The sequence below is a fragment of the Streptomyces sp. NBC_00096 genome, assembly GCF_045041305.1.
Classification (GTDB): domain Bacteria; phylum Actinomycetota; class Actinomycetes; order Streptomycetales; family Streptomycetaceae; genus Streptomyces.
In genome coordinates this window covers 6674747-6697119 of sequence record NZ_CP108221.1, presented here as the reverse complement: position 1 = coordinate 6697119, position 22373 = coordinate 6674747, and the positions used below count along the sequence as shown (strand labels likewise).

Here is a 22373-nt window from a genome sequence, read left to right as displayed (position 1 = left end):
CCCCCTCTCTTGGAAAACCCCCGATACCGAGTACTTTCCCTGGGCACCGGAGTACACCGCTCCCGCGTGCCGCTCGGCGTTGCCCCGATCGACCACGTCACCCGCTCGGAGCGGGCCGCCGCCGAACTCGACGAGCTTGAAAACGGCGTGGTCAACGGCTACTCGCCCTGGGCCTGCCGCGGCGCAGAGGACGCCGCCCAAGACGACTTCGGGCTGACCGCGTGAAGGACCTCGTCGTGGACCTCTTCGCCGGCCCCGGCGGCTGGAGCCACGCGCTGGGAGTTCTCGGCGTCCGCGATGTCGGCCTCGAGTGGGACGAGTGGGCCTGCAAGACCAGGGCCGCAGCGGGGCAGTTGACCATCCGCACGGACGTGGCGATGTACCCGGTGTGGCCGTTCACCGGCCGCGTCCGAGGGCTGATCGCCTCGCCGCCCTGCCAGGCCTGGTCCATGGCCGGCAAGCGCCTCGGCCTAGTTGACCAGCCACTGGTCCACCAGGCTGTCGCCGACCTCGCCGCAGGCCGCGACACCCGGGCGCAGCTGCTGACCGCGTGCAAGGACCCCCGGAGCTTGCTGGCTGCGGAGCCGATGCGCTACCTCCGCGCACTGCACTCGGTGGGCGAACCGGAGTGGATCCTCATGGAGGAGGTCCCTGACGTCCTGCCGTTGTGGAAGCAGTACGCCGCGATCCTGCGGGGCTGGGGCTTCTCCGTCTGGACCGGGATCCTCAACGCGGCGGACTACGGGGTGCCGCAGACGAGGAGGCGGGCGATCCTGATCGCCTCCCGGGCCCGCGTGGCCGAACCGCCGGCACCGACGCACGCCCAGAGTGCCGAGGCCGAGTCGTTCTTCGGCCCGGGCCGCGAGCGGTGGGTGTCCATGGCGGAGGCGCTCGGCTGGGGTGCCACTGATCGCCCCGTCCCGACGGTCTGCGCAGGCGGCGGACCAGGCGGAGGACCGGAGCCTTTCCCGTCCGGAGCCCGCAAGACCCTGACCGACGCCCGTGACCGCGGCACCTGGAAGCCCCTCGCTTCGCCTTCCGCGACCAGGCGGACCCGAAGGCGTCCGTCCCGCTCCGACGCATCGGCCTGCACCTGCGGTCGGCACCCCTGGGCCTGGTTGCTGCGGAGCTCCAACCAGGCCAACGCAACCATCCGCGGCATCGACGAGCCGGCCGGGACCTTGTTCTTCGGGCACCGGGCGAACGAGTGCGTGTGGGTCGCCGAGCCCGCAGGGACGGCGTCGGGCGCGGAGGCTGCTGCACCCGAGCCCATCCGGATCACCGCCGCTGAGGCAGGGGCGCTGCAGACCTTCCCCGCGGGCTATCCGTGGGCGGGTACGAAGGGTGCGCAGTTCAGCCAGATCGGGAACGCTGTCCCGCCCCTGCTGGCCGGCCATCTTCTTGCGCCGCACCTCGGCAAAACCCTGTCCCGCTCCGACTTCATCCTGGCCGCCTGATGCCCAACTCGCACACCTCCGAGCCGGAGTTCGGCCTGGCGGACATCCCGCCGAACCCGCCTGTCTACTTCGCCGAGCAGGCCCTTCTCGGCGGCCTTCTCCTCGACCCGCACCGGATCAAGACCCTCGGCCCGCTCGGCCCGGATCACTTCGCGTCCGCCATCCACCGGGCGATCTTCGCGGCGATAGCCGCACTCCCCGCGCCCTCTGCGGACCTCCACGCCAAGGAACCGGTGTGGATCACAGCCGTCCTTGCGCACGCCCGCCCTCACGCGCGCGGGCTGACCCCCAGCTACCTCCACGCTCTGGCCGGGGCCTGCCCCAACCCGGCTCACGCCCCCTCGTACGCGCGGATGGTGCGCTCCGACCACGCCCGGCGGACCGTCCTTCTGCACGCCGGCCTCCTCGTTCAGGCGGCCACCGACTGGGGCCTGCCGGACCCGGCCACCGTGGTACTGAGCCGGGCAGACGCACTCACCACGCTGCTTGATCAGCTGGCCGGCTCCTTCCCCTCCCACCCGGGCTCCCTGCCGCGTACCCCGCCCCCGGCACCACCTGGCCTCCAGGTGGAGCCCGAGGCCGCCAGCGAGGAGCAGCTGCTGCTGTCGACGGCCACCGCGTATCCGGAGGCTCTGGCGTCGATGCGGTGGCTGCGCCCGGAGGACTTCACCACCGAGCTGTACGGCGGCCTGTACCGGTGCCTGACCTCTCTAGCCAGCCGGGGAGAGCCGGTCGACAAGGTGACCGTGCTCTGGGAGGCCCAGCAACACGGTTTGCTGACATCCGCGTTCGGCTCACAGGAAGCCCTGGAGCTGCTGGCCACCCCGGCAGGGACCCCGGAGCACTGGGGCGAGCAGATCCTCCGGCGCTCCCTCCTGCACCACGCCCACCTCACGGGGCTGCATGTCCAGGCCTTCACCCAGGACCTGAACAATTCCCCGCACCAGGTGATCACGGGCAGCCGCCGGGCGCTCGCCCACCTCTCCGCAGTCCGGGCCCGCTGGCAGCGGGCCACCGGCCGGATGCCAGCGGGACGCCCGCCGGCGCCGCCTGCCCCAGCCTCCCGGGCCGGCCCCTGCCCTCAGCGGACCAGTTCCGCAGGCACCTCATCACGATCCGCCCGATAGCCCACCCAGCCGGGTCCGGCCGGCCACCCGGCGGCCGGACCCGAGAAGCGAGTCTCATGCCGCACGCCCCACCCGACACCTACAACGTCCGTTTGTCCCTCCACCCTGACCACAGCAGCGCCGTGATCGCCACGATCAGCAGCCCCGACCGCTACCTCGCCCGCGCCGTGCTCTCCGAGTACGGATTCCGCCCGACCCGCGACGACAGCATGGTCCTGGCCCGAATTGACCACGACGAACCCCACCATGCCGAGAAGGCCGCCTTCGCCCTCCGTGAGAGCGGTGCCATCGTGGAGATCACCGCCGCCCTCCAGGAGGAGACCGACACCGAGTGGACCTACGGCAACGCCCCAACGCACTGGCAGTGGCTGACCCGGGAGGAGATCCGCGAGGCCACGGGTGAAGCCCAGCGGATCCACGACGACATCGCCTCCGGCCGTCTCGTCGTCCACCTCCACGCCCGGGACCACTGGACCACCCTCGCAGGGGGCACCTACACCGGAGGCAAGAGCGTCCACCTCCACGGAAAAGACCATCTGCGCACGGAGGAGGATTCGGACTACGCCTCCGAGGCCGAGGCCGTGGCCGACTTCCATCGCCGCCACACCGTTGCGGTCCGCCCCGGACCAGCCCCTCTCACCGACATCGAGCAGGCCGCCAACGACGCCCTGGGCACGGCGCCGCCGTCCACCGCACCTGGGGCAGCGCCGGCGACCCCTGCGGCTGAGGAGGTGCCACGGCTGGTGCCCGTGTATGCCAACGGCCCTGGTGACCACGAAGCCCTTCTCAACGAGTTCCTCGCGACCCACGGGGAATGGGAGAAATGGCGCCCGCACGACGAGACCACCATCGCGAGCCACGAATCCCTCACTCTGCGCGTCGAGTTCCTTCACGGCGCAGCCCAAGGCGACAGCCTCTGGACGATCGCCGCCTACGAATCGCCCGTCGGTGAACGCCTCTGGCACGCTACCGCCACCCTATCCACCCCGGTCGAGATCATCCGCGTCCTCCTCGACGGCCTCAGCACCGAGGACTCCTGGGGCCTGGGACCTGCCACCCCCGTCAAGGAGGAGAACCTCGCCCAAGCATCCCGCCCCCTAGAAGACACGGGCTGGCCTCTGAAATGCGGAGCCCGGCTGATCGACTGGACCGCACCCACGGCCGACGGGGCAGGCCTCCGCTTCGACACCCACGTCAAGCAGGGCAACCCGCTGCCGGCTTGGACCATCTGGGGCGGCAACACGGCCGACAACCCCACATGGGCCATCCACCTCTCCACACACGCCCCCACGTCCCTCATCCAGGACGTCACCTTCGAACTCGCTCACGGCTACAGCAACGGACCGCCCCCACTCCGCGCCACCGGCGCAGCCCCTAGCCTCATCCATCCGCCGGTTGCGGTCCCGCCCCCGGCCACATCGCACCGCCCGGCTTCCAGGCGCTGAAGGGGCGCCCGCCATGGAAGGGCGCCCGCCCTCACGAACCATGGCGGGCGCAACCGGAGCCGAGTAAGCATCCGAGCCCTGCGCCACCATCAGCGACAGCAACTCCGCCAACCGTGCAGGCCGAGACGCTCGGTTAGTCCACGACCTCCAGGTTGATGGCGGACGCCTTGCCGTTCTTCTGGTTCTCCTCGATTTCGAAGAGAACCTCCTGGTCGTCATCAAGGGTGCTGAGACCTGCCGCCGAGACGGCGGAAATGTGGACGAAAATGTCTTGGTCGCTGCCCTCCGGCTTGATGAAACCGAACCCCTTGGTGGTGTTGAACCACTTCACTCGTCCTCGCTGCATGGGCCCATACGTGCCCATGCCGACGATCATGAAACTCACTCGGATGGGTAAGTCGTTGACGGGTTGGTCGCAGTCGGTTTCCCGAGGCTCGGACAGCCAACACGCAGGCCGCCACCGTCACGCCCGGATGCACACGCCGAAGAGCTACTGTCTGAGTGAGACCCCGCCGAATCCCCCCCTCGGCGGGGTCTCACTGCGCATGCAGCGCGGCCGTTGAGCCGCGGCTATCGCGTCTTCCCGGCCACGGCGCTGCGGCTCTCAGATGGCCGTACCCCGTCGAGATCCGGGTGGAGCATCGGACGGCCAGGGGCAACGGAGGCCTCCTATATATCAGCGGTTTCACGAATTCCGAATTCCCGAATTCGCCGCATGATGGAAGGACACCGCCACCCCTGTTCGTACGACGAAAGGCCGACGCCGCTGCTTGAACCACAACTTGACGCCTCCGCCGACCGTGCGGTCACGCAGCCTCGTAGGCCTGCCGCAGCAGTGGCTCCGCTCGGCCGAGATCACGCTCCGTGCGCAGCCGGACTTCGAGGTCGCCCGTTCCGTGGTGGCCGATCTCGCTGACGTCCCGGGTGAAGCCGGGGATGAGGTCGACCTCCTTCGGTGACAGGCGGAGGGTCATGACGACTTCCTGCTGGTGGCCGTGGCTGACGCAGGCGAAGTTCCGCAGCGTCCGGTACGCCCGGTACTGCTTGCGGTCGATGCGGCTCACGTCGTCACCGAGTCCCAGGAGGAGCTCCTCCAGTGCGGCCCGCAGGTCCGAGACGCCGGCGTTCTCCGCCGGCCTATCCCCTTGGGCTGTCCTGCGCTGCCGGCGGTCGTTTCGGACCGCTCCGTCGGCGACGACGGAGGCGACCGGCTCAAGGGCCAGGAGGTCGTTGCCGAAGTAGCTGTAGCGGACCAGGTCGATGCTGCGCCGGATCTCGCGTACGGCGTGGACGTCGTAGCGCGTGAAGTCCTCCGCGACGCAGATCAGCCTGGGCGCGCTCCACAGGACCTGGTCCGCGGCCCCTTCCCCGAGCCGGTCGCGGACCAGGTGCTGGAACTCCGCTTTGTGGTCGACGAGCCACGAGAGGTAGAAGAGGCCCTGCGTGATGACGCCGGCGTCCCGCCCGCGCTTGTACTCCACGACGACAGGCGAGCCGTTCTCGTCGATACCGAGCGAGTCGATCCTGCCCCCGTGCACCGGCCCCGTGCTGTACTCGCTCACCAGGAACCGGACGCCGAGCAGGAGCTCCATGTTCCCCTCGACCACGTCCTGCAGATAGCGCTCAAGCTCCGCCGGCCTCGCGGTGATCTCCACCGCGCCCCCACCGTTCACATCGAACAGCCTCAGTCTCAGCACCCCCATGCATCGCTGTATCCAGGGGCCACAACAGCGGTGGAGACCGAATTGTTTCCGCCTCGACCCTCCGGGATGTAAAGATCCTGTGAGAGGCTGAAAGCCGGAGCCGATCGCCCCACACGTACCCTTGTGGCACATGTGTGGCACAGCACCACACGGCTCGTGTTCGGAAGCTGCGTTTTCGCAGGTCAGCCCCCGTAGCTCAGCGGATAGAGCAGGCGCCTTCTAAGTACCTTCTCCACTGCGGTCGCGATGCTCGTCGGCCTTACTCACGCCCAGCACCGAGCACCCTCCTCACCCACTTCTGCACGCTGCTGGCCCGCTCCCACAGCGGGGCCGCCTCGCCGGTGAAGTAGGGCTTGAACGGCACCATCCCAGCGTTGACGAACAGCAGCGTCGGGTCCGGGGTGGGCAGGGACGCGCTGGGGACGACCGTGTGGCCGCGCTCGGCGAAGTAGTCGAGGAATCTGCTGCGGATGTCGGCGGTACGCAAGGCTCAAGGCTCCGGTCGGTCAGTCGTTCGTTTGTCGGTCAGCTGGGAAGGGCGACGGCTGGGCGGGTCGGATGCCTGGGGCCGAGGAGGACGTCGTGGCCGGTCCCCTCGGGAGCGGGGTGGGTGGCCTGGGTCCAGCCGAGGCGGCGGTAGAAGGCGAGGGCGTGCGCGGCGCGGACGGGGGTCAGGAGTCAGCACCGGCCGTCGGCCACATCGGCCGCCACCGCCACCAGTAGCGCGGACCCGACCCCGCGGCCCCGCGCCGGCGCCGTAACGGCGAGCTCATCGACCTCACGGCCGCCGCACAGCCAGGCCGCAGTCCGCTCCGGGCCGAGGACGGCGCCGGCCTGCGGGTAGCAGCGGCCTGACGGGAGCCGCGCGGGCGTCGTCCAAGCCGTCGCAAACCCGACCACCACACCCGCCTCTAGGGCCACGGCTGCCACGAAGCCCGGCCGGAGCACGCCACCGGCCAATCGCGCCAGGAACTCGTCCGCGCCGTCGCTGCCCTGGTGCCATGGCGGCCCGGCGAAGACCTCGCCGTACACCCGGCCCACTGCCTCCCGCAGCCCGAGCAGGTCCGCCCCCGACACCTTGCGTTCACGCGGCTCTCGCTGCTGTACGGGCGACCGGATGCAGGGCCGCGTACTCCAGCGGCGCCGACGGGTCGATCGACATGTCCAGCTGCGCGGGAGCCGAGCCGGCCCGTACCAGCAGGTCGCCGACGGCGGCGATCATCGCCCCGTGGTCCGTGCACAGCGTCAGCGGCGGCACCCGAAGCTCCACCCCCGCGGCCGCGCACCGCTCGTCGGCCAGTGCCCGCACCCGTGAGTTCGCGGCCACACCTCCCACTACGACGAGCGTCCGCACCCCGTACTCCTTGCACGCGGCCAGCGCCTTGCGCATCAACACGTCCGCGACGGCCTCCTGGAGCGAGGCAGCGCCGTCGGCGAGCGGGATCTCCTCACCCCGGATGCGGTGCTGCTCGGCCCAGCGGGCGGCCGCGGTCTTCAGCCCGGAGAAGGAGAACGCGTACGGGGCGTCGCCCGGCCGGGTCAGCGGCCGCGGGAACGCCACCGCGCAGCCGTTGCCCCCGCGCGCCGCCCGGTCGATCGCCGGCCCGCCCGGGTAGGGCAGGCCGGCCGCTTCCGGAGAGTCCGGTGCGGGTTGCCAGCCCCGGCCGGCCCGCACCGTCCGGGCGGCTCGAGGAAGCCGGAAGGCGACGTGGACGATGAAAGCGGCGACGAACACCCAGGCGCCGTAGAAGTGCAGGGTGTAGAAGGAGCCCGGGAAAACGTAGTCCAGCTGGATGTTCAGGATCCCGGTGGCGAAGGTGAAGCCCGCCCCGCCGACGAGGAGCAGGAGCGAAAGCCGTTCGAGCGCGTGCGCGGCCGAGCGCAGGGGCGGCCACTCGAAGAGTTTGGGGATCACCGACCACAGCTTGGCGGCCCCGGTGGCTGCCCAGCCGCCCTTGCCCGGTCGACCGCCCCGCGTACCCGCGCGGCAACCGGGACCCGCGCGGGCGGTGCGGGTGTCGTCGGGGTCGATGGCGGCCGCGCGGCGCCGTCCGGGCGGTCCCCCGGGCCGTCGCTCGCGTCCACTCGGCACACCTCCGTACTTTTCCTGCGGAACAGGCGGGCCTGTTTTCAGGAAAACATCGCGCATCGAAGGCTCCCGCCCCACGCGTGACACGCACCGCAATCCTTACGGCTCGCGGCCGCACGGATGGCCGCATTCGTCGCACGATCTGACCTTCCTCCCCGATCAGGTGAATTGGGCCGTCCAGGCCCCGCTCCGTCACGAACCTGCCGTGGATGCGCTCGCGGTCGACGCCTGCGCGGATATGTGCCGATGTGTGACGAGAGATGGGGCGTGATGGGCGCGAGCCGTATCGATTCCAGGTTGCTGGGCCGGCTGACCGAGCAGTCGCAGGATGTGAACAGCACCGCGATGCGCATGACCGGATCGGCGTTGAGCGAGGTCGGGGGCCGGGTTTCGCGGGAGGACGTCATGGCGCTGCAGACCGCGGCCTCCTTGGAGAACCTCGCCGTCGGCGTGTATCAGCAGGCGGCCGGCCTGCCGTTCATCAAGAACGGCAACAAGACGGTGGCGGCGTTCATCGCCACCACGATCAGCCAGCACGGTGCGCACGCGCGGGCGTTCAACGCGGCGGCGACCAAGGCGGGCGGGAAGGCGCAGACGGCGCCGAACGCGAAGTACGCGGCGATCGTGAAGAAGGCCCTGCCCGGGATCAAGGGGCCGGCCGATGTGGTGGCGCTGGCGATCACTCTGGAGGACGTCGCCGCACAGACCTATACGAAGTACACCGGGGACGTGCGCGACGCACGGCTGCGGTCACTGTTCGCCTCGATCGCGCCCGTCGAGGCGCAGCACCGGGCGGTGCTGCTGGCGGTACGGGCCCTGCTGGGTACCGGAAGGCCGGAGTTGATCGCCCTGCCGACGAGGGTCGCGGCGCTGCCGGCCGCGGCCGGTTCGGTCGGTTTCCCCGAGGGTTTCTACCCCGTGAAGAACGCTTCCCCGATCTCCGAAGGAGCCGTCAAGTGAGCACCGCGAAGAAGGGCCGGCGCGACTGGGAGCTCGGCATCGGAGAGCGTGAACTGGACCTGCTCACCAAGGACATGAAGGAAGCACACCTCGGCACGCTGGCGGCCATGCACACCGGTGCGGCGGAGCTCGTCGGGGAGATCAGGGCGGCGGACGCGGACCGGCGCCGGTTCCTCGCGGGTGCGGGCATCGCGGCCGCGGCTGCGGCACTGGCGCTGGCGGGCGGGGTCGGCGCGAAGGCTTACGCGATGGCCCCGGGGGCTTCTGCGGCTGCCGCGCCGAGCCCCTACCAGGGCGACCTGAAGGTGGTGGCACTCGCGGCAGCGCTGGAGAACCAGGCCGTGGGCGCCTATGGCGCCGCGCTGAAGGCGGCGGGCGCGGGCAGGCTCGGCAAGGTGCCGCCCGCGGTCGGCACCTTCGCGAAGACCGCGATGGACCAGCACGCCGCGCACGCCAAGGCGTGGAACGCGGTACTGACGGGGGCTGGGCGTCCCGCGATCACGGGGGTGCCGCTGTCGAACCAGCCCGCCACCCTCAAGGCCCTCGGCCGCGCCGAGAACGTCGGCGCCGTCGCCCGTCTCGCACTGGCTCTGGAGGAACAGGCCGCACAGACCTATCTGTTCGCCGCAGGCCACGTCAGCAGCCCGGCGGGCATCAGGACCGCGGCCAGCATCGCCCCTGTCGAGGCCATGCACGCCGCGATCCTCCACTTCGTCCTCGGCGAGTACCCCGTCCCCGACGCCTTCCTCCAGACGGACCGGGCCGCCAAGCCCACGCTGCTGACCGTCTGAACCCGCGCTCGCCGGGCGCCGCCGCCTCCGCGTGCCGCGGCGCCCCTTCACCCGGGCCGAACGCGTACAGCGACCCGTACCCGGTCGGTCCTGACCCAGTGTCCGCTTCTGCCCCGAAGGGCCGATTCGTCATGCCCAAGCACAGCTCCGCCCAGGTCTCGCTCCCCGTCGCGCTGCGCTCGGCCGCCGCCCGGGCCGCATGCGCCGCGCTCGCCCTCGCCAGCACGTTCCTGGCCCCCGCCAGCGCCCAGTCGGCGCCCGTACGGGCCGCACCGACCGCCCGCATCGTGATCCAGGACTTCAGCTTCAGCCCTGCGTCCCTCACGGTGGCTCCCGGCACGGTCGTCACCGTCGTCAACAGGGACAACGCCCCGCACACCGTCACCGGAACCGACCACGCCACCTTCCGCACCGGAAGGATCAAGGCCGGCCGCAGCACCACCTTCACCGCCCCCCGGACCCGCGGCACGTACTCCTACATCTGCGACATCCACCAGTTCATGTCCGGCACCCTCACCGTCCGCTGACCCCCGGGAAACAGCCATGCTCCACCTCCCCCGCGCCACCGGCGAGCACCTCCTGGGGCTGTTCCGGATCGTGACCGGGTTCCTCCTCGCCTGCCACGGCGCCGCCAAGCTCTTCGGGCTCTTCGACGGCCGCCCGGCGCCAGTGGGCATGTGGCCGTACTGGTGGGCTGGCCTGATCGAGCTCGGCGGCGGAACTCTCGTCGCCACCGGCCTGCTCACTCGCCCCGCCTCGCTGCTGTGCTCCGGCGCCATGGCCTATGCCTACTTCACCGAACACCAGCCGCACGGCCTCCTCCCCCTGCAGAACGACGGCGAGAGCGCCGCCCTGAACTGCTGGACCTTCCTCGCCCTCGCCGTCCTCTCGCCTGCAGCGCTCTCCCTCCCCAGGGCCTGCCGACGTCTCGCGTCCGCCATGCGGTGGACGAGGACGGCAACGCCCGAGCCGGTCGCCCCATAGCCCGTCCGGCGAGCCGTGACGCCGTCCGGGTGGTCTTGACGCGTTCGGCCCGTCCGCACACCAGGCAGCTGCGAACCACGTCCGGATCCCGCACCCGTCCGGCACGGGATCACCTTCCAGATCAGGAGCATCCATGCGTACGCGCAAGAGCACCATCGCCCTCTCGGTCGCTGTGGCCGCGGCCCTGTCAGCACCGGTTCTGGCCTCGGCCGACGGCGGGGGCCGGAACGGCATGGACCGCATGGACCGCGGGGCCCTCACCGCGGTCGGGCTGACCTCCGACCAGCGGCTGGTGGAGTTCATGGTCGACCGGCCGTCGAAGACCATGTCGATCGGCAAGGTGTCCGGTCTCATGGGCGACGCCAAGATCGTCGGCATCGACTTCCGCGTCCAGAACGAGAAGCTCTACGGCGTCGGCGACAAGGGCGGCATCTACACCCTCGACACCGGCAACGCCAAGGCCATGAAGGTCTCCCAGCTCACTGTCGCCCTCTCCGGGGCCCGGTTCGGCGTGGACTTCAACCCCGCCGCCAACCGGCTGCGCGTCATCAGCGACACCGGCCAGAACCTGCGCCACAACATCGACGACAACGCCGCCCCGCTGACCACCACCGTCGACGGCCCCCTCACCAACCCGACGACGCCTCCCTCGACCGCCATGGGCGTCACCGGAGCCGCGTACACGAACAACGACCTCAACGCGGCCACCGCCACCTCGCTGTTCGACATCGACACCACGGCCGACCGGATCTCCCTCCAGTCGCCCGCCAACGCCGGCACGCTCGCCCCGACCGGCAACCTCGGCGTCAATGCTGGCCCCGACGCGGGCTTCGACATCTACTTCGCCCCCAAGCAGGGCACCAACCAGGGCTTCGCCGCCCTCAACACCGGCAACACCTTCCGCCTCTACGGGATCAACCTGCTCACCGGCGCCGCCCACGACATGGGCGCCTTCCCCAGGGACCGCCAGGTCACCGACATCGCCCTGCCCCTGAACCAGAGCTGACGGACATCCGGGTCGTGGCGGGCCGTTCAGCGGCGCGTCCCACCACGACCCGAAAGGCGACCGGCTGCCCGGAACACCCAGGAGCCCTTGAAGTTGACAAGGTCGTCGAAGCCATCAACCAAGGTTCCTTTTCTTACGATATAGGCGTTTCGTCCGCACAGTACGCTCGTTGTACGTTCATGACTGATCCCGTGGTGAAAATGGCCGCCGACCGGCTCGCTCAGGTCTTCCTCGCGCTGAGGCGCAGCGCCTGCGGTGAAGCTCAGGCGGCTGCCAGGACACTCCTCGCCTTCACTGAGAGGCCCGGACAGCGCGTACGGGTGCCCCAATCGACGGTCACGCGGGCAGAACGGGCCCTGCGGGAAGTACTGGAGCGGGAAACCCGAGATGGGCACCGCCTTCACCTGACCCAGCTCGCCGGATACCTGGCCGGTGTATCACCGGATGAGCGCCGTGATCACGTCCTCCCGGCGGCGGCTACGACCGGCCACCCCTGACCGACGACCCAGTACAGGCCGGCCTCACCGGCTCGGGTGAAACTCCGTTACACGTGCGCCCTGCACGGCGCGGTCCGTCCCGGGCCACTGCGGACCGAAGACCTGGCGTCGGGCCGCTTCGAGCCCCGGAACGTGTACGCCGACCACGAAACCGAGCCGCGAGCACCTCGCCGCCTAGTGGGCACGATGCACGGAGGGGCGGGCGGACTCGCTCCGCTTCCACAACGCGTACGGGCCGGGCATGCCGCGCGACACTCCGTACGCCGGCGTGGGCTCCTTCTTCGCTCCTCCCTGGCCCGGGGCGAGGCTCCCCAAGTCCTTGAAGACGGAGCGCAGCGGCGGGGTGGGCTTCAGGGAGGGAATGACCGAGTTCGCGCGCGCCGGCCAGTGCACCTCGGCGGGCTCGGTCCGCTGAGACAGCATGCCGGGCCGCTCGGGCGGGGACCGGCAGCGTGAGTTCGCAGCAGCATCCACCGGGGACACCGTGGACGTCCGCGCGCCCGTCAAGGTCTTCGACGATGACCCGGACGGCCGTCGGCCGTCCGGCCCCGACCGCCTGCATCGGGCACGTCGTCCGCGTTTCGTAAGCTCTTGCGGCCCGATTCTTTGCCTTCCGGTTCCTACGGTGTGGAGGGTGACTGATTCTGTTTGCCGTCCGCCTCTCGCGGACCTCGTACTGCCCTGCCTCGACGAGGCCGAGGCCCTCCCCTGGGTACTGGCACGGGTGCCGGCCGGGTGGCGCGCCATCGTCGTCGACAACGGCTCCACCGACGGTTCAGCGGACATCGCGCGCGAGCTCGGCGCCACCGTCGTGCACGAGGCCCGGCGCGGCTTCGGGGCCGCCTGCCACGCCGGGCTGTTGGCGGCCCGCGCCGAACTGGTCTGCTTCTGCGACTGCGACGCCTCCATGGACCCCGGACTGCTCGCGCCGATGGCCGCGCGCGTCGCGGCCGGCGAGGCGGACCTGCTGCTCGGCCGCCGACGACCGCAGGGTCGGGGTGCCTGGCCGGCCCACGCCCGCGCGGGCAACGTCGCCCTGGCCCGGATGCTGCGCGGCCGCACCGGACTTCGGCTGCACGACCTCGGTCCGATGCGGGTCGCCCGGCGCGAGGCGCTGCTCGGCCTGGACCTGACCGACCGGCGCAGCGGCTACCCCTTGCAGATGGTCGTACGGGCCTCGGACGCCGGCTGGCGGGTGGCCGAGACGGACGTCCCCTACCTGCCCCGCTCCGGCAAGTCCAAGGTCACCGGCACCTGGCGGCGCACCTGGCACGCCGTGCGGGACATGCGCCGGGTCCTGGCCGAGCCCCCGATCGTCCGTACCGCACCGGCCGAGGAGGTCGCCGCGTGAACACCCTCCTCGTCATCGCCAAGGCGCCCGTCGCGGGCCGCGTCAAAACGCGGCTGACCACGGCGTTCACCCCGCAACAGGCCGCCGACCTGGCCAGGGCCTCGCTCCGCGACACCCTCGACGCGGTCCTCGCCACTCCGGCCGGGCGACGCGTCCTGGTCCTCGACGGACAGCCCGGTGCCTGGATCCCGGCCGGCATCGAGGTCGTCCCGCAGAGCTCGGGCGGCCTGGACGCCCGACTGGCCGCCGCCTTCGCCCTCGCCGGGGGCCCGGCCCTGCTCATCGGCATGGACACCCCGCAGGTCACCCCCAGCCTGCTCGCCCTCGGGCTCGACTTCACCGAGGCGGACGCGTGGTACGGCCCTGCCGAGGACGGCGGGTTCTGGGCCCTGGGCCTCGCCGAACCCGACCCGGCCCTGCTGCTGGGTGTGCCCATGTCCGTACCGGAGACGGGGAAGGTGCAGCGGCGCCGGCTGACCGACGCCGGTCTGGCCGTGCAGGACCTGCCCGAACTGTGCGACGTGGACACCCCCGCCGACGCGCAGCAGGTCGCCGCCGCCGCGCCGGGGACCCGCTTCGCCGCCCTGTACACCGGACTGTGCGCGGTGACCTCCCGATGACCGCGCAGCTCACCGAGCGCGCCACCCGCACCTGGCAGGCAGACCCGTACGCGGACGCCCTGCGCACCGGACGGGGCCCGCTGTACCTCCGCCGCCGGGACGGCTGGCTGCTGCCGCTGGAGGTCGAGCGGTGGTGCGCCGAAGCCGACGCGGCCGACGGCACCGTGCTGGCCCGCTGCGCCGGTCCGGTCCTCGACATCGGCTGCGGCCCCGGCCGGCTGGTCGCTGCACTCGCCCGGCTCGGGAACACGGCCCTCGGTGTGGACCTCACCCCGGAAGCGGTCGACCGGACCCTGCGGGCAGGGGGCGACGCCCTGTGCCGCTCGGTGTTCGACCCGCTGCCCCAGGAGGGCCGTTGGGGCACGGTCCTCCTGATCGACGGCAACATCGGCATCGGCGGCGACCCCGGAGCATTGTTGCGCCGTACCGCCGAACTCACCGCCCCCGGCGGATCCCTGCTGGTGGAGGTGGCCGACGCCGACGTGGACGAGCGCGTCGAGGTGTACGTCGACAACGGCAACGGCGGTCGCGGAGCGTCCTTCTGGTGGGCCCGGCTCGGAACCCGGGCCCTGATCACAGAGGCCGCGGACGCGGGCTGGACTCCGTACGGCGCCTGGCAGGAGGAAGGCCGGCGCTTCGTCCACCTCCGGCACTGACGGGCCATGCAGGCGGGCGCACCGGGGCGCCCGCCCGCGTGGACGGGCTCTCACAGGGCGCCGGAACACCTTACGAAACACGGACGTCCGGGGCGCCAACAGCCCGTGGAGGGCGGCTTCCTGGGAGCCTTCGGCGGGTGAACCCGCCTACCACCCGCACCACCCGAACCGTGATCACCAGCGCCGTCCTGGCCGCCCTCACCGCCGCCCTCGTCCTCACCGTCCGGTACGGGGGGTTCTTCAGTGATCCCGTCGGGCTGTTCTGGTGGTACGCGGCCTGCTGGGCACTATTCGCCACGGCCCTGGTCACGCTGCGCCGCGTCCCAGCCGGATCCGTCGTGCCGCTGCTCCTGGCGGGGGCCGTGGCCGTCACGGTGACCGGGCTCCTCGGGCCGCCGCGCACCAGCACCGACTCCTACCGCTACGCCTGGGACGGCCGGGTACAGTCCGCTGGCATCTCCCCGTACGACCACATCCCGCAGGATCCCGCGCTCGTCCGGCTGCGCGACCCGTGGCTCTTCCCCGAGGGCTCCACCTGCTCCGGCCCGGACCTGGCGGGCATCCCCCACACCGGCACGGCGCCCCGCTGCACCCGCATCAACCGGCCGGCCGTCCACACCATCTACCCGCCCGTCGCGGAGTTCTATTTCCTCGCCATCGACGCGCTCTCGCCCTCCGGAGCCCGGCACAAGCCGCTGCAGATCGGCGCCGGCCTGATCTCCCTCGGCGTGACCGGCACGCTCCTGCTCATCCTGCGCCGACGCGGCGCAGACCTCCGCAAGGCCGCGTACTGGGCCTGGTGCCCGGCCGTCCCCCTGGAGGCCGTCAACAACGCCCACATCGACGCCCTCGGCGTGCTCCTCGCCATCGCCGGACTCGGCCTCGTCGCCTCCCGCGCCCAGACCCGGCGAGCAGCCGGTGGCCTGCTCATCGGCGCCGCCATCGCCACCAAACTCATGCCCGCCGTCGTCCTGCCCGGCGTCCTCTCCGGCGTCCGCCGCATCCGCGACGCCGCCGCCGTGCTCCTGCCCGCAGCGGCGTTCACCGCACTCGCCTACCTGCCGTACGTCCTGATCTCGCACCAATCGGTCTTCGGCTACCTCGGCGGCTACGTAGAGGAAGAGGGCTACGACGACCCCTCGGCCGGCTCCCGGTACGCGCTCCTGCGCCTCGTACTGCCCGACGACTGGGCCTTCCCCGTCCTGCTCGCCGCCGTCGCGGCGGTATCCCTGTACGTGATGTGGCGCGGGGACCCACGGCGCCCCTGGAGCGGCGCCCTGCTGGTCACCGGCTGGGCCTTCGTCCTCCTCACCCCCGGCTACTCCTGGTACGCCCTGCTCCTGATCGCGCTCGCCGCCCTGGACGGACGCTGGGAATGGCTCGGCATCCCCCTGGCCGGTGCAGCCGTCTACATCCTCGGACCGACCTTCGGCTACGGGGCAGCGCTCGCCTCCATCGCGTACGGGGCCGCCGCGGCCCTCGTCGCGGTCACGGCCTGGTGCCGGCACCGAGGCGCCGGGACCGGCGCCAAAGCCTCCCAGCGGCAATCTGCACGCCGTAAGACTTCCGTATGATCCCTTTTCGGCTTTTTTGATACTTGGTCCACCACCATGGATGGCATGGACACCAGCGTGCACAACCTGGCAGTGGACATGACCCTGACGAACATCGGGTGGTTCGGGATCGTCGGAGTTCTCATCGTCGCCGTCCTGATCGCCGCGTTCGTCCTCGGCGCGAAGGTCCGGGCACACGAACCCCCTCCCCCCACACCCGACAGCCAGCCACACCTCCCGGCCGGCGGGGCCGTCCACGAAGTGCGCGAGCAGCCCGAAGACCGCGAGGCGAGGGGCTTCCCCGCCGGAGGCCTCAGCCCGCACCAGATGGGCGGCTACGGCAACGGCGGCTCCACCACCCGCCCCCATCCCGAACAGCCCCTCCCCGAGGGTGAATCCGCCGTCCATCACCGCGGCGCCTGACCCCCTGCCGATGGGCAGAGATCTTGAGACTCGGGGAGTACGAAGGAGGACCGACCCCAATGGCCACAGTCACGCAGGACCAGACCAGGCGCGGGCGCGGCGTCGTACTCGACGACCACCTCCCCCTCGACCACCGGCTGGGCCGCGTCTACCGCGGTGGCGCCGGACTGATGGGCGCCTTCCTCGTCGTGTTCGGCGTCCTCGGGCTGATCGACCGGATCGGGTTCTTCAGCACCAGCGGAAGCATGGTGATGGGCCTGGGCAGCAACGGGGCTCTGAGCGTGGCCTCCGTCCTCGTGGGCGGCCTGCTGCTCGCCGGTGCGGTCATCGGCGGGAACACCGCATCCACCGTCAACATCATCGTGGGCGTAGCCTTCCTCGCGGCCGGTTTCGCCAGCCTCGCCGTGCTGGACACCCGCTTGAACGTGTTCGCGTTCCACCTCCAGAACGTGCTCTTCAGCTTCGTCACCGGCCTGCTGCTGATGACCTTCGGCATGTACGGCCGCGTCAGCGGATCTCTGCCCCACGACAACCCGTACTGGCGATCCCGTCACCCTCGGAGCTGACCTGTCCCTGCATCCGGTCGGGTTCACCCTCACTCGGAGTTCGTCGCGTCCTCCCGTACGTTTTCGGTTTCGGAGTTGCGGATGGTGAGGGCGGCGTTGATGAGGCCGATGTGGCTGAAGGCCTGCGGGAAATTTCCGAGGGCCTCGCCGCTGGCGGTGTCGACTTCCTCGGGGAGGAGACCCACATCGTTGGCGTGGGCGAGGGCGTTCTCGAAGGCCTGCCGGGCGCGGGCGCTCTGGCCGGTCAGGGCGAGGGCCTGGGCGAGCCAGAACGTGCACAACAGGAAGGTGCCCTCGTCGTGGTCGATGTCGTCCTCCAGATAGCGGCGCACCAGGCCCCGTGAGTCCGTCAGCTTCCCGGCGATCGCCTCGACGGTGGAGCGCACGCGGGGGTCGTTTCCCGGGAGGAAGCCGGTGAGGGGCAGCATCAGCGCGGAGGCGTCGAGGCGGCGGCTGCCGAACGCCTGCGTGAACGCACCCACCTGAGCGTTGTAGCCCTGGTCCTCCATGGTGTCGCGGATCTGTTGGCGGATGTGCTGCCAGTGGGAGACGCGGTCGTGGGCGTCGAGGGCGGGGGCGAGGTCGATGGCGCGGTCCAGGGCGACCCAGCACATGAGTTTGGAGTGCAGGAAGTGGCGGGCGGGGCCGCGGCCCTCCCAGATGCCCTGGTCGGGATCCGCCCAGCGTCTGGCGGCGGCCTCGGCACACTGGCGCAGGAAGGTACGGACCGGCGGGTCGAGGAGTTCGCCGTGGGGCAGCGTCTGGTGAGCGGCGTCGAGGAGTTCCCCGTAGACGTCGAGCTGCCGTTGGCGCCAGGCGTCGTTGCCGACGCGCACCGGGCTGCTGCCCCGCCAGCCCGACAGGTGCGACAGCGTGCGTTCGCTCAGGTCGCGCTCGCCGCCGATGCCGTACATGACCTGGAGGTCGACACCGCGCTCCAGCTGGGTGGCGGCGGCCTGCGCGAGGAAGGCGAAGAAGTCGGCCTTCTCCTGCTTGCAGGCGCCGGTGGCCAGGGCCTGGAGGGTGAGGCTGGCGTCGCGGACCCAGGTGTAGCGGTAGTCCCAGTTGCGGGTTCCGCCGATGCTCTCCGGGAGCGACGTCGTCGCCGCTGCGACGATCGCCCCGGTCGGCGTGTAGGTCAGGGCGCGCAGCACCCGCCCGCTGTGGCGGACGTGTTCTTGCCAGGGGCCCGTGTAGGCGGCGTGGAGTGTGGACCAGGACCGCCAGCCCGTTTCGGTGTCGGCCAGCCGGCGGCGGATGCGGCGCGGGGACCACGGCTTGGGAGCGGATCCCCAGGCCGGCTCGGCGCTGAGCGCGAAACCGAGGCGGTCCCCGGCCTTCAGGGTGACTCCGGCGTGGGCCGTCGATCCGTCCAGGCTGAAGGCGAGGTCGGTGGCGAGCATCAGGACCTGGGCGCCTCCGCGGGCCAGCAGGCCCCCGCGGACGGGCCTCATGACGGGCTGGATCAGCCCGAACTCCGGGCGCGGGGCGAACTCCACGGTGATGTCGACCGCGCCGCTCGTACAGGTGACCTGGCGCAGCAGCGTTCCCGGCGAGGAGGTCCCCATGGCGTGCCCGCGTTCGCGGCGGCCGAGGGCCAGCGCGTCAACGAGCACCGCGGTGCCGGTGGGGGTGCGGAAGGTGGTCTCCATGACCAGGGTGTCGGGCAGGTAGCGACGGCTCACCTGCCCCGGAGTACCGGCCGGGCGGATCGACCAGTGACCCGCGTCCTGGTCGAGGAGCCGGGCGAAGACCGCCGGGCCGTCGAAGCGCGGGAAGCACAGCCAGTCCACCGACCCGCCCGAACTCACCAGCGCAGCCGACCGGCAGTCCGAGAGCATCGCGTAGTCGCCGATGGGGCGCTCGCTCACGTTGCCGCTCCCGTTCCGACGGCCCCCGGGACCGGGGCCGATTCCGACGCACGCGATCCGCAGGTCGGGCGGTGTCCTTGCACGAAACGGCACTCCCCGCTCCGAGGCCGGCGACGTGACGGCAAGCCCCGGAGCAGGCAGTGGCCGTGGTGAGCCGCAGCCACCCATCCCGGGGTGACCAGAGCCCCGCCGGGAGACACCCCGTGCACGGGTTCGAAGCGATACCGCACCGGGGACGCACCTGCCGTCACCCGTTCGCCTGCGATCCCGCGCCCGGTCGCCCATCCGATGCTCCCGGCAGGCGGCCTTCGGCAAGCCGACCTAACGTCGACCGGGACCGCACCGCAGACCACGTCGCCCGCCGCGCAGGAACCAAATTGTCCGTCCGGGTACCTCCGGCGGACAGTCCACGAAGGGCAGGAGGACGGGTGAACACCGCCGCTTCGATGCGGACCAGCGGCCTTGAGCCCTGGCAGCGGGGCCCGTACGCCGATGCGCTCTGCGCGGCGGAGGGCGGCCTCACGCTGCGGGATGCCGAGGGCTGGTGCCTGCCCCTGGACGTCCACCGCTGGTGTGCGAAGGCCGACGCCGCGGACCGGGGCGTCGTGGACCGCTGCGCGGGCCGGGTCCTGGACATCGGGTGCGGGGCCGGGCGCCTCGTCGTGGAAGCATCCCGACGAGGGCACCGCGTCCTGGGCATCGACGTGTGCCCGACCGCCGTCATCTCCACGGTCTGCCGGGGCGGCAGGGCGGTCAGCCGGTCTGTATTCGAGCCGATCCCCGACGAGGGCCACTGGGACACGGCGCTCCTGGCCGACGGGAACATCGGCATCGGCGGGGATCCGGGCCACCTGCTGGAGCGCGTCCGGGGCCTGGTCCGGTTCCGGGGGCTGCTGATCGCGGAGACCGCTCCCTGCGACGTCGACGAGCGGCGCCGGGTACGGATCCACGCCGGCCAGACGGCGAAGGGCCCCTTCTTTGCCTGGGCCACGGTCGGCTCCCGGGCCCTGGTCCTGCACGCCAGGAAGTCGGGCTGGACGCCAGTCGAGCAGTGGACCGACGCATCGGTGTCCGGCGAGCGTCACTTCGTGGCCCTGCGGGCCCGCTCCTGAGCCCTGGCCTCCCTGTGCGTGGTCTGCAGGTGCCTCCAGGTGAGTGCCAGCCAGACGATCGCCGAGGCGATGAACAGGCCGGCGGTGATGAGGAGCCAGCGGGCGAGGAATCCGTCCGCGGACAGGGCGGTGGAGGCGGTGTAGTGGCCGCCCTTCTGAAGGATCAGCGGCCACCAGACGAGGAACAGGACGCCTGAGATGAACGCCGGGACGCGCAGGTGGTTCACGCTGGGACGCGGCACGCTCCCGGGCGCGGCGGTCCGGCCCCGGTAGAGGAGCTGGGCGGCGCGGTCCGTGAGCGAGTACGCCGGGAGAAGGACCAGGTCGTGGAGGAGGGCCGCGCCGACGAACCAGATCGCCACGCCCATGGTGTCGCCCTTGAGCAGGCGGATGCCGGCGTAGAGGGCGAGGGCGAAGCAGGCCAGGGTGAGCAGGAGGTGGAGCGGGGAGGCGCCGTAACGGTGGCGGAAGGCCGCGGCAGCCCCCTTGGCGGGGTGGTTCATGCGGGCTCTCCGAAGGTGAGGCGGGTGACCCACTTGGTGTTGTGGACGCCCGGGGCTGCCGGGATGATCACGCGGGCCGGGTAGCCGTGGTCCGGGGACAAGTCGGCCCCGTTCACGCGCACGGCGAGGAGCGATCGGTCATCGCGGGCCTGGTTCGGGGCGAGGACCACGGAAGAGAACGACCCGCCGCGCTGCACGGACTCGACCAGCACCTGCGGGGTGTCGGTGCCGAGTCCGACGAGGGCGGCGAGGTCGGTGAGCCGTACGCCGGACCACTGCTGGTCGGGGGTGGACCAGCCTTCTACGCAGGCGATCGGCAGCGCCGCTTCGCGCTGCTCCATCGCCAGCAGCATGTCCCGGGTCAGCACCTCCTGGCGGCCCCCGCCACGGACCGTCAGCCGCCAGGCGGGACCGATGTCGCTGGGCCGGATCCCGCTGGACGCGGCGGTCTTGTTGATCTGGAACCCGTTCGGGCCGGTACCCGGATCGCGGCCGTGGGGGGCCAGCAGAGCGGTCTTGCGCCACCAGCCGCCGATGCTCTGGCCGGCCGTCACCACCAGCAGGGCCAGCGAGCCGGCGCCCACCATCGCGACCGCGCCCCGCCGCGAGATCGTCGCCGGTGCCGGGCGGGGGGAGACAAGCCCGGCAGCCTCCACCGAGTCCGGCGCGGGCTGGAAGCCCCGGCCGGCGCGGACGGCGCGGACGGCGCGCGGCAGCCGGAACGCGACGTGGACGACGAACGCGGCGATGAACACCCAGGCACCGTAGAAGTGCAGGACGTAGAAGGAGCCAGGGAAGACGTAGTCCAGCTGGATGTTCAGGATCCCGGTGGCAAAGGTGAAGCCCGCCCCGCCGACGAGGAGCAGGAGCGAGAGCCGTTCGAGCGCGTGGGCTGCGGAGCGCAGGGGCGGCCACTCGAAGAGTTTGGGGATCACCGACCACAGCTTGGCCAGGAGGACGGGAACGAGGACCACGCCGAGGACGGTGTGCACGCCCTGCGTCAACCGGTACAGCCAGTACGGCGAGGTGGGCCAGGTGAACAGGTAGAACCCGAGCCAGCCCTTGTCGGGCGTCTGGTCGTTGCGCGGGGCGAGGTCCGGGTTGTAGGCCGCGTACGACAGCAGCCCCGTCACGAAGAGCACGATCACCCCGACCAGCAGGATCAGTCCGAACACCCCGGTCAGCCACGGACCCCGCAGCGGACTGCGCCAGAACCCCGGTCGTGCCGGGCCCGGCGGCGGACCCGCCGCCCGTGCCCGGCCGACCGCATCACGCACCCGCTCGGCGACCGGTGTGCGCGGGAGCTTCGAGGAGGCAGACGGCCTCTCAGGCCCACCCTCCGGCTGGTCACTGCCGGCGCTTGCATCCATCCGTACATCTCCACAGGTATCCGGCTCATCGGGCATGAGCGTCTGGGAGAACATCCCGCGCGCACGCCTTCACCGGACTCGTGACACGCAGATCGGATCCTTACGGTCCGTCCCACCCGTCGGAGGCACGCCGCGGCAGCCGGGACATCGCCGCGGCCGACGCCGAGCCGGTGGAGTAGACGGTTTCGCTCGCCCTGACCAGGGCGAGCTGCCGCCGGACCTCACCTGCGCCGGGTAGCGCGGTATGGCATCTGGGGGAAGCGTTCGGCCAGATGCGGGGACGGTTCCC

23 protein-coding genes and 2 pseudogenes are annotated in these 22373 nt (G+C 71.4%); 17 read left to right on the top strand and 8 right to left on the bottom strand.

From position 1 onward, the window contains the following. Positions 1-66: 66 nt before the first annotated feature. The 4 genes from OG904_RS29765 to OG904_RS29750 are packed head-to-tail and all read left to right on the top strand — an operon-like array spanning position 67 to position 4029. Positions 67-225, top strand: a complete 159-nt coding sequence (locus OG904_RS29765; protein ID WP_405496202.1) for a hypothetical protein — start codon at positions 67-69, stop codon at positions 223-225. Next, positions 222-1457 carry a DNA cytosine methyltransferase gene (locus OG904_RS29760; protein ID WP_405496200.1) on the top strand — a complete coding sequence of 412 codons (1236 nt, stop codon included), beginning with the start codon at positions 222-224 and terminating at the stop codon, positions 1455-1457. The genes OG904_RS29765 and OG904_RS29760 overlap by 4 nt, the downstream gene beginning before the upstream one ends. Further along, a complete protein-coding gene (locus tag OG904_RS29755) occupies positions 1457-2584 on the top strand; it encodes a DnaB-like helicase N-terminal domain-containing protein (RefSeq protein ID WP_405496198.1) in 1128 nt (375 codons plus the stop codon). Before OG904_RS29760 ends, OG904_RS29755 begins: the two co-directional genes overlap by 1 nt. Before the next feature lie 56 nt (positions 2585-2640). After that, positions 2641-4029, top strand: a complete 1389-nt coding sequence (locus OG904_RS29750) for a DUF317 domain-containing protein (protein WP_405496196.1) — start codon at positions 2641-2643, stop codon at positions 4027-4029. A 133-nt stretch (positions 4030-4162) separates the two neighbouring features. On the opposite strand, the gene OG904_RS29745 is transcribed toward OG904_RS29750, so the two are convergent. The 5 genes and pseudogenes from OG904_RS29745 to OG904_RS29725 all read right to left on the bottom strand — a co-directional run bounded on the left by OG904_RS29745 (position 4163) and on the right by OG904_RS29725 (position 7824). Further along, positions 4163-4375 (bottom strand): cold-shock protein, encoded by a 213-nt coding sequence (locus OG904_RS29745; protein ID WP_328297292.1) that lies wholly within the window; start codon positions 4373-4375, stop codon positions 4163-4165. 460 nt (positions 4376-4835) lie between these two features. Next, a complete protein-coding gene (locus OG904_RS29740) occupies positions 4836-5732 on the bottom strand; it encodes a DUF5655 domain-containing protein (protein ID WP_405496193.1) in 897 nt (298 codons plus the stop codon). A 286-nt stretch (positions 5733-6018) separates the two neighbouring features. Next, positions 6019-6219: pseudogene (locus OG904_RS29735) on the bottom strand (alanine--tRNA ligase-related protein); the annotation flags it as partial. 191 nt (positions 6220-6410) lie between these two features. Continuing rightward, positions 6411-6764 carry a GNAT family N-acetyltransferase gene (locus tag OG904_RS29730; protein WP_405496191.1) on the bottom strand — a complete coding sequence of 118 codons (354 nt, stop codon included), beginning with the start codon at positions 6762-6764 and terminating at the stop codon, positions 6411-6413. A 52-nt stretch (positions 6765-6816) separates the two neighbouring features. Next, positions 6817-7824, bottom strand: coding sequence for a hypothetical protein (locus OG904_RS29725; RefSeq protein WP_405496189.1), 1008 nt, complete (start codon positions 7822-7824; stop codon positions 6817-6819). 243 nt (positions 7825-8067) lie between these two features. Here OG904_RS29725 and OG904_RS29720 point away from each other — a divergent pair, with 243 nt between their 5' ends. The 12 genes and pseudogenes from OG904_RS29720 to OG904_RS29665 all read left to right on the top strand — a co-directional run bounded on the left by OG904_RS29720 (position 8068) and on the right by OG904_RS29665 (position 17228). Next, positions 8068-8781 (top strand): ferritin-like domain-containing protein, encoded by a 714-nt coding sequence (locus OG904_RS29720; protein WP_328297295.1) that lies wholly within the window; start codon positions 8068-8070, stop codon positions 8779-8781. Continuing rightward, positions 8778-9572, top strand: a complete 795-nt coding sequence (locus OG904_RS29715) for a ferritin-like domain-containing protein (RefSeq protein WP_405496187.1) — start codon at positions 8778-8780, stop codon at positions 9570-9572. Before OG904_RS29720 ends, OG904_RS29715 begins: the two co-directional genes overlap by 4 nt. A gap of 131 nt (positions 9573-9703) precedes the next feature. Further along, the gene (locus OG904_RS29710) at positions 9704-10099 is read left to right on the top strand and encodes a cupredoxin domain-containing protein (protein ID WP_328297297.1); all 396 of its coding nucleotides are present in this window, start codon (positions 9704-9706) and stop codon (positions 10097-10099) included. A gap of 16 nt (positions 10100-10115) precedes the next feature. Next, positions 10116-10556, top strand: a complete 441-nt coding sequence (locus tag OG904_RS29705) for a DoxX family protein (protein WP_405496184.1) — start codon at positions 10116-10118, stop codon at positions 10554-10556. Between the two features lie 133 nt (positions 10557-10689). After that, positions 10690-11562 carry a DUF4394 domain-containing protein gene (locus OG904_RS29700; protein ID WP_328297299.1) on the top strand — a complete coding sequence of 291 codons (873 nt, stop codon included), beginning with the start codon at positions 10690-10692 and terminating at the stop codon, positions 11560-11562. A 542-nt stretch (positions 11563-12104) separates the two neighbouring features. Continuing rightward, positions 12105-12401, top strand: a pseudogene (locus tag OG904_RS29695) (NAD-dependent epimerase/dehydratase family protein); the annotation flags it as partial. A 292-nt stretch (positions 12402-12693) separates the two neighbouring features. Then, the gene (locus OG904_RS29690) at positions 12694-13410 is read left to right on the top strand and encodes a glycosyltransferase family 2 protein (protein WP_328297300.1); all 717 of its coding nucleotides are present in this window, start codon (positions 12694-12696) and stop codon (positions 13408-13410) included. Continuing rightward, positions 13407-14030, top strand: coding sequence for a DUF2064 domain-containing protein (locus OG904_RS29685; RefSeq protein WP_328297301.1), 624 nt, complete (start codon positions 13407-13409; stop codon positions 14028-14030). Before OG904_RS29690 ends, OG904_RS29685 begins: the two co-directional genes overlap by 4 nt. Next, positions 14027-14686: a methyltransferase domain-containing protein gene (locus OG904_RS29680; RefSeq protein ID WP_328297302.1), complete on the top strand. Its 660-nt coding sequence runs from the start codon at positions 14027-14029 to the stop codon at positions 14684-14686. The genes OG904_RS29685 and OG904_RS29680 overlap by 4 nt, the downstream gene beginning before the upstream one ends. Positions 14687-14823: 137 nt before the next feature. Further along, the gene (locus tag OG904_RS29675; RefSeq protein WP_405496181.1) at positions 14824-16260 is read left to right on the top strand and encodes a glycosyltransferase family 87 protein; all 1437 of its coding nucleotides are present in this window, start codon (positions 14824-14826) and stop codon (positions 16258-16260) included. A gap of 45 nt (positions 16261-16305) precedes the next feature. After that, positions 16306-16662: a DUF6479 family protein gene (locus tag OG904_RS29670; RefSeq protein ID WP_328297304.1), complete on the top strand. Its 357-nt coding sequence runs from the start codon at positions 16306-16308 to the stop codon at positions 16660-16662. A 59-nt stretch (positions 16663-16721) separates the two neighbouring features. Further along, positions 16722-17228: a DUF4383 domain-containing protein gene (locus tag OG904_RS29665; protein ID WP_328297305.1), complete on the top strand. Its 507-nt coding sequence runs from the start codon at positions 16722-16724 to the stop codon at positions 17226-17228. A gap of 29 nt (positions 17229-17257) precedes the next feature. On the opposite strand, the gene OG904_RS29660 is transcribed toward OG904_RS29665, so the two are convergent. After that, positions 17258-19099 carry a glycoside hydrolase family 15 protein gene (locus tag OG904_RS29660; protein ID WP_405496179.1) on the bottom strand — a complete coding sequence of 614 codons (1842 nt, stop codon included), beginning with the start codon at positions 19097-19099 and terminating at the stop codon, positions 17258-17260. A gap of 428 nt (positions 19100-19527) precedes the next feature. On the opposite strand from OG904_RS29660, the gene OG904_RS29655 reads away from it, so the two are divergent. Further along, entirely contained in the window at positions 19528-20211 is a 684-nt protein-coding gene (locus OG904_RS29655; RefSeq protein WP_328297308.1) for a methyltransferase domain-containing protein, read from the top strand. Here OG904_RS29655 and OG904_RS29650 read toward each other — a convergent pair. Both OG904_RS29650 and OG904_RS29645 read right to left on the bottom strand, forming a co-directional pair. Next, a complete protein-coding gene (locus OG904_RS29650; RefSeq protein WP_328297309.1) occupies positions 20181-20714 on the bottom strand; it encodes a hypothetical protein in 534 nt (177 codons plus the stop codon). The two genes, OG904_RS29655 and OG904_RS29650, sit on opposite strands and share 31 nt — an antisense overlap. Next, the gene (locus OG904_RS29645) at positions 20711-22084 is read right to left on the bottom strand and encodes a molybdopterin-dependent oxidoreductase (RefSeq protein WP_328297310.1); all 1374 of its coding nucleotides are present in this window, start codon (positions 22082-22084) and stop codon (positions 20711-20713) included. The genes OG904_RS29650 and OG904_RS29645 overlap by 4 nt, the downstream gene beginning before the upstream one ends. Between the last annotated feature and the right edge of the window lie 289 nt (positions 22085-22373).

Bases quoted from the DNA above. Each gene is read 5' to 3' on its own strand.
- OG904_RS29750 (WP_405496196.1), top strand. From the start codon at position 2,641: ATGCCGCACGCCCCACCCGACACCTACAACGTCCGTTTGTCCCTCCAC.
- OG904_RS29680 (WP_328297302.1), top strand. From the start codon at position 14,027: ATGACCGCGCAGCTCACCGAGCGCGCCACCCGCACCTGGCAGGCAGAC.
- OG904_RS29670 (WP_328297304.1), top strand. From the start codon at position 16,306: ATGGACACCAGCGTGCACAACCTGGCAGTGGACATGACCCTGACGAAC.
- OG904_RS29740 (WP_405496193.1), bottom strand. From the start codon at position 5,732: ATGGGGGTGCTGAGACTGAGGCTGTTCGATGTGAACGGTGGGGGCGCG.
- OG904_RS29665 (WP_328297305.1), top strand. From the start codon at position 16,722: ATGGCCACAGTCACGCAGGACCAGACCAGGCGCGGGCGCGGCGTCGTA.
- OG904_RS29710 (WP_328297297.1), top strand. From the start codon at position 9,704: ATGCCCAAGCACAGCTCCGCCCAGGTCTCGCTCCCCGTCGCGCTGCGC.
- OG904_RS29705 (WP_405496184.1), top strand. From the start codon at position 10,116: ATGCTCCACCTCCCCCGCGCCACCGGCGAGCACCTCCTGGGGCTGTTC.
- OG904_RS29645 (WP_328297310.1), bottom strand. From the start codon at position 22,084: ATGGATGCAAGCGCCGGCAGTGACCAGCCGGAGGGTGGGCCTGAGAGG.
- OG904_RS29755 (WP_405496198.1), top strand. From the start codon at position 1,457: ATGCCCAACTCGCACACCTCCGAGCCGGAGTTCGGCCTGGCGGACATC.
- OG904_RS29720 (WP_328297295.1), top strand. From the start codon at position 8,068: ATGTGTGACGAGAGATGGGGCGTGATGGGCGCGAGCCGTATCGATTCC.
- OG904_RS29700 (WP_328297299.1), top strand. From the start codon at position 10,690: ATGCGTACGCGCAAGAGCACCATCGCCCTCTCGGTCGCTGTGGCCGCG.
- OG904_RS29745 (WP_328297292.1), bottom strand. From the start codon at position 4,375: ATGCAGCGAGGACGAGTGAAGTGGTTCAACACCACCAAGGGGTTCGGT.
- OG904_RS29650 (WP_328297309.1), bottom strand. From the start codon at position 20,714: ATGAACCACCCCGCCAAGGGGGCTGCCGCGGCCTTCCGCCACCGTTAC.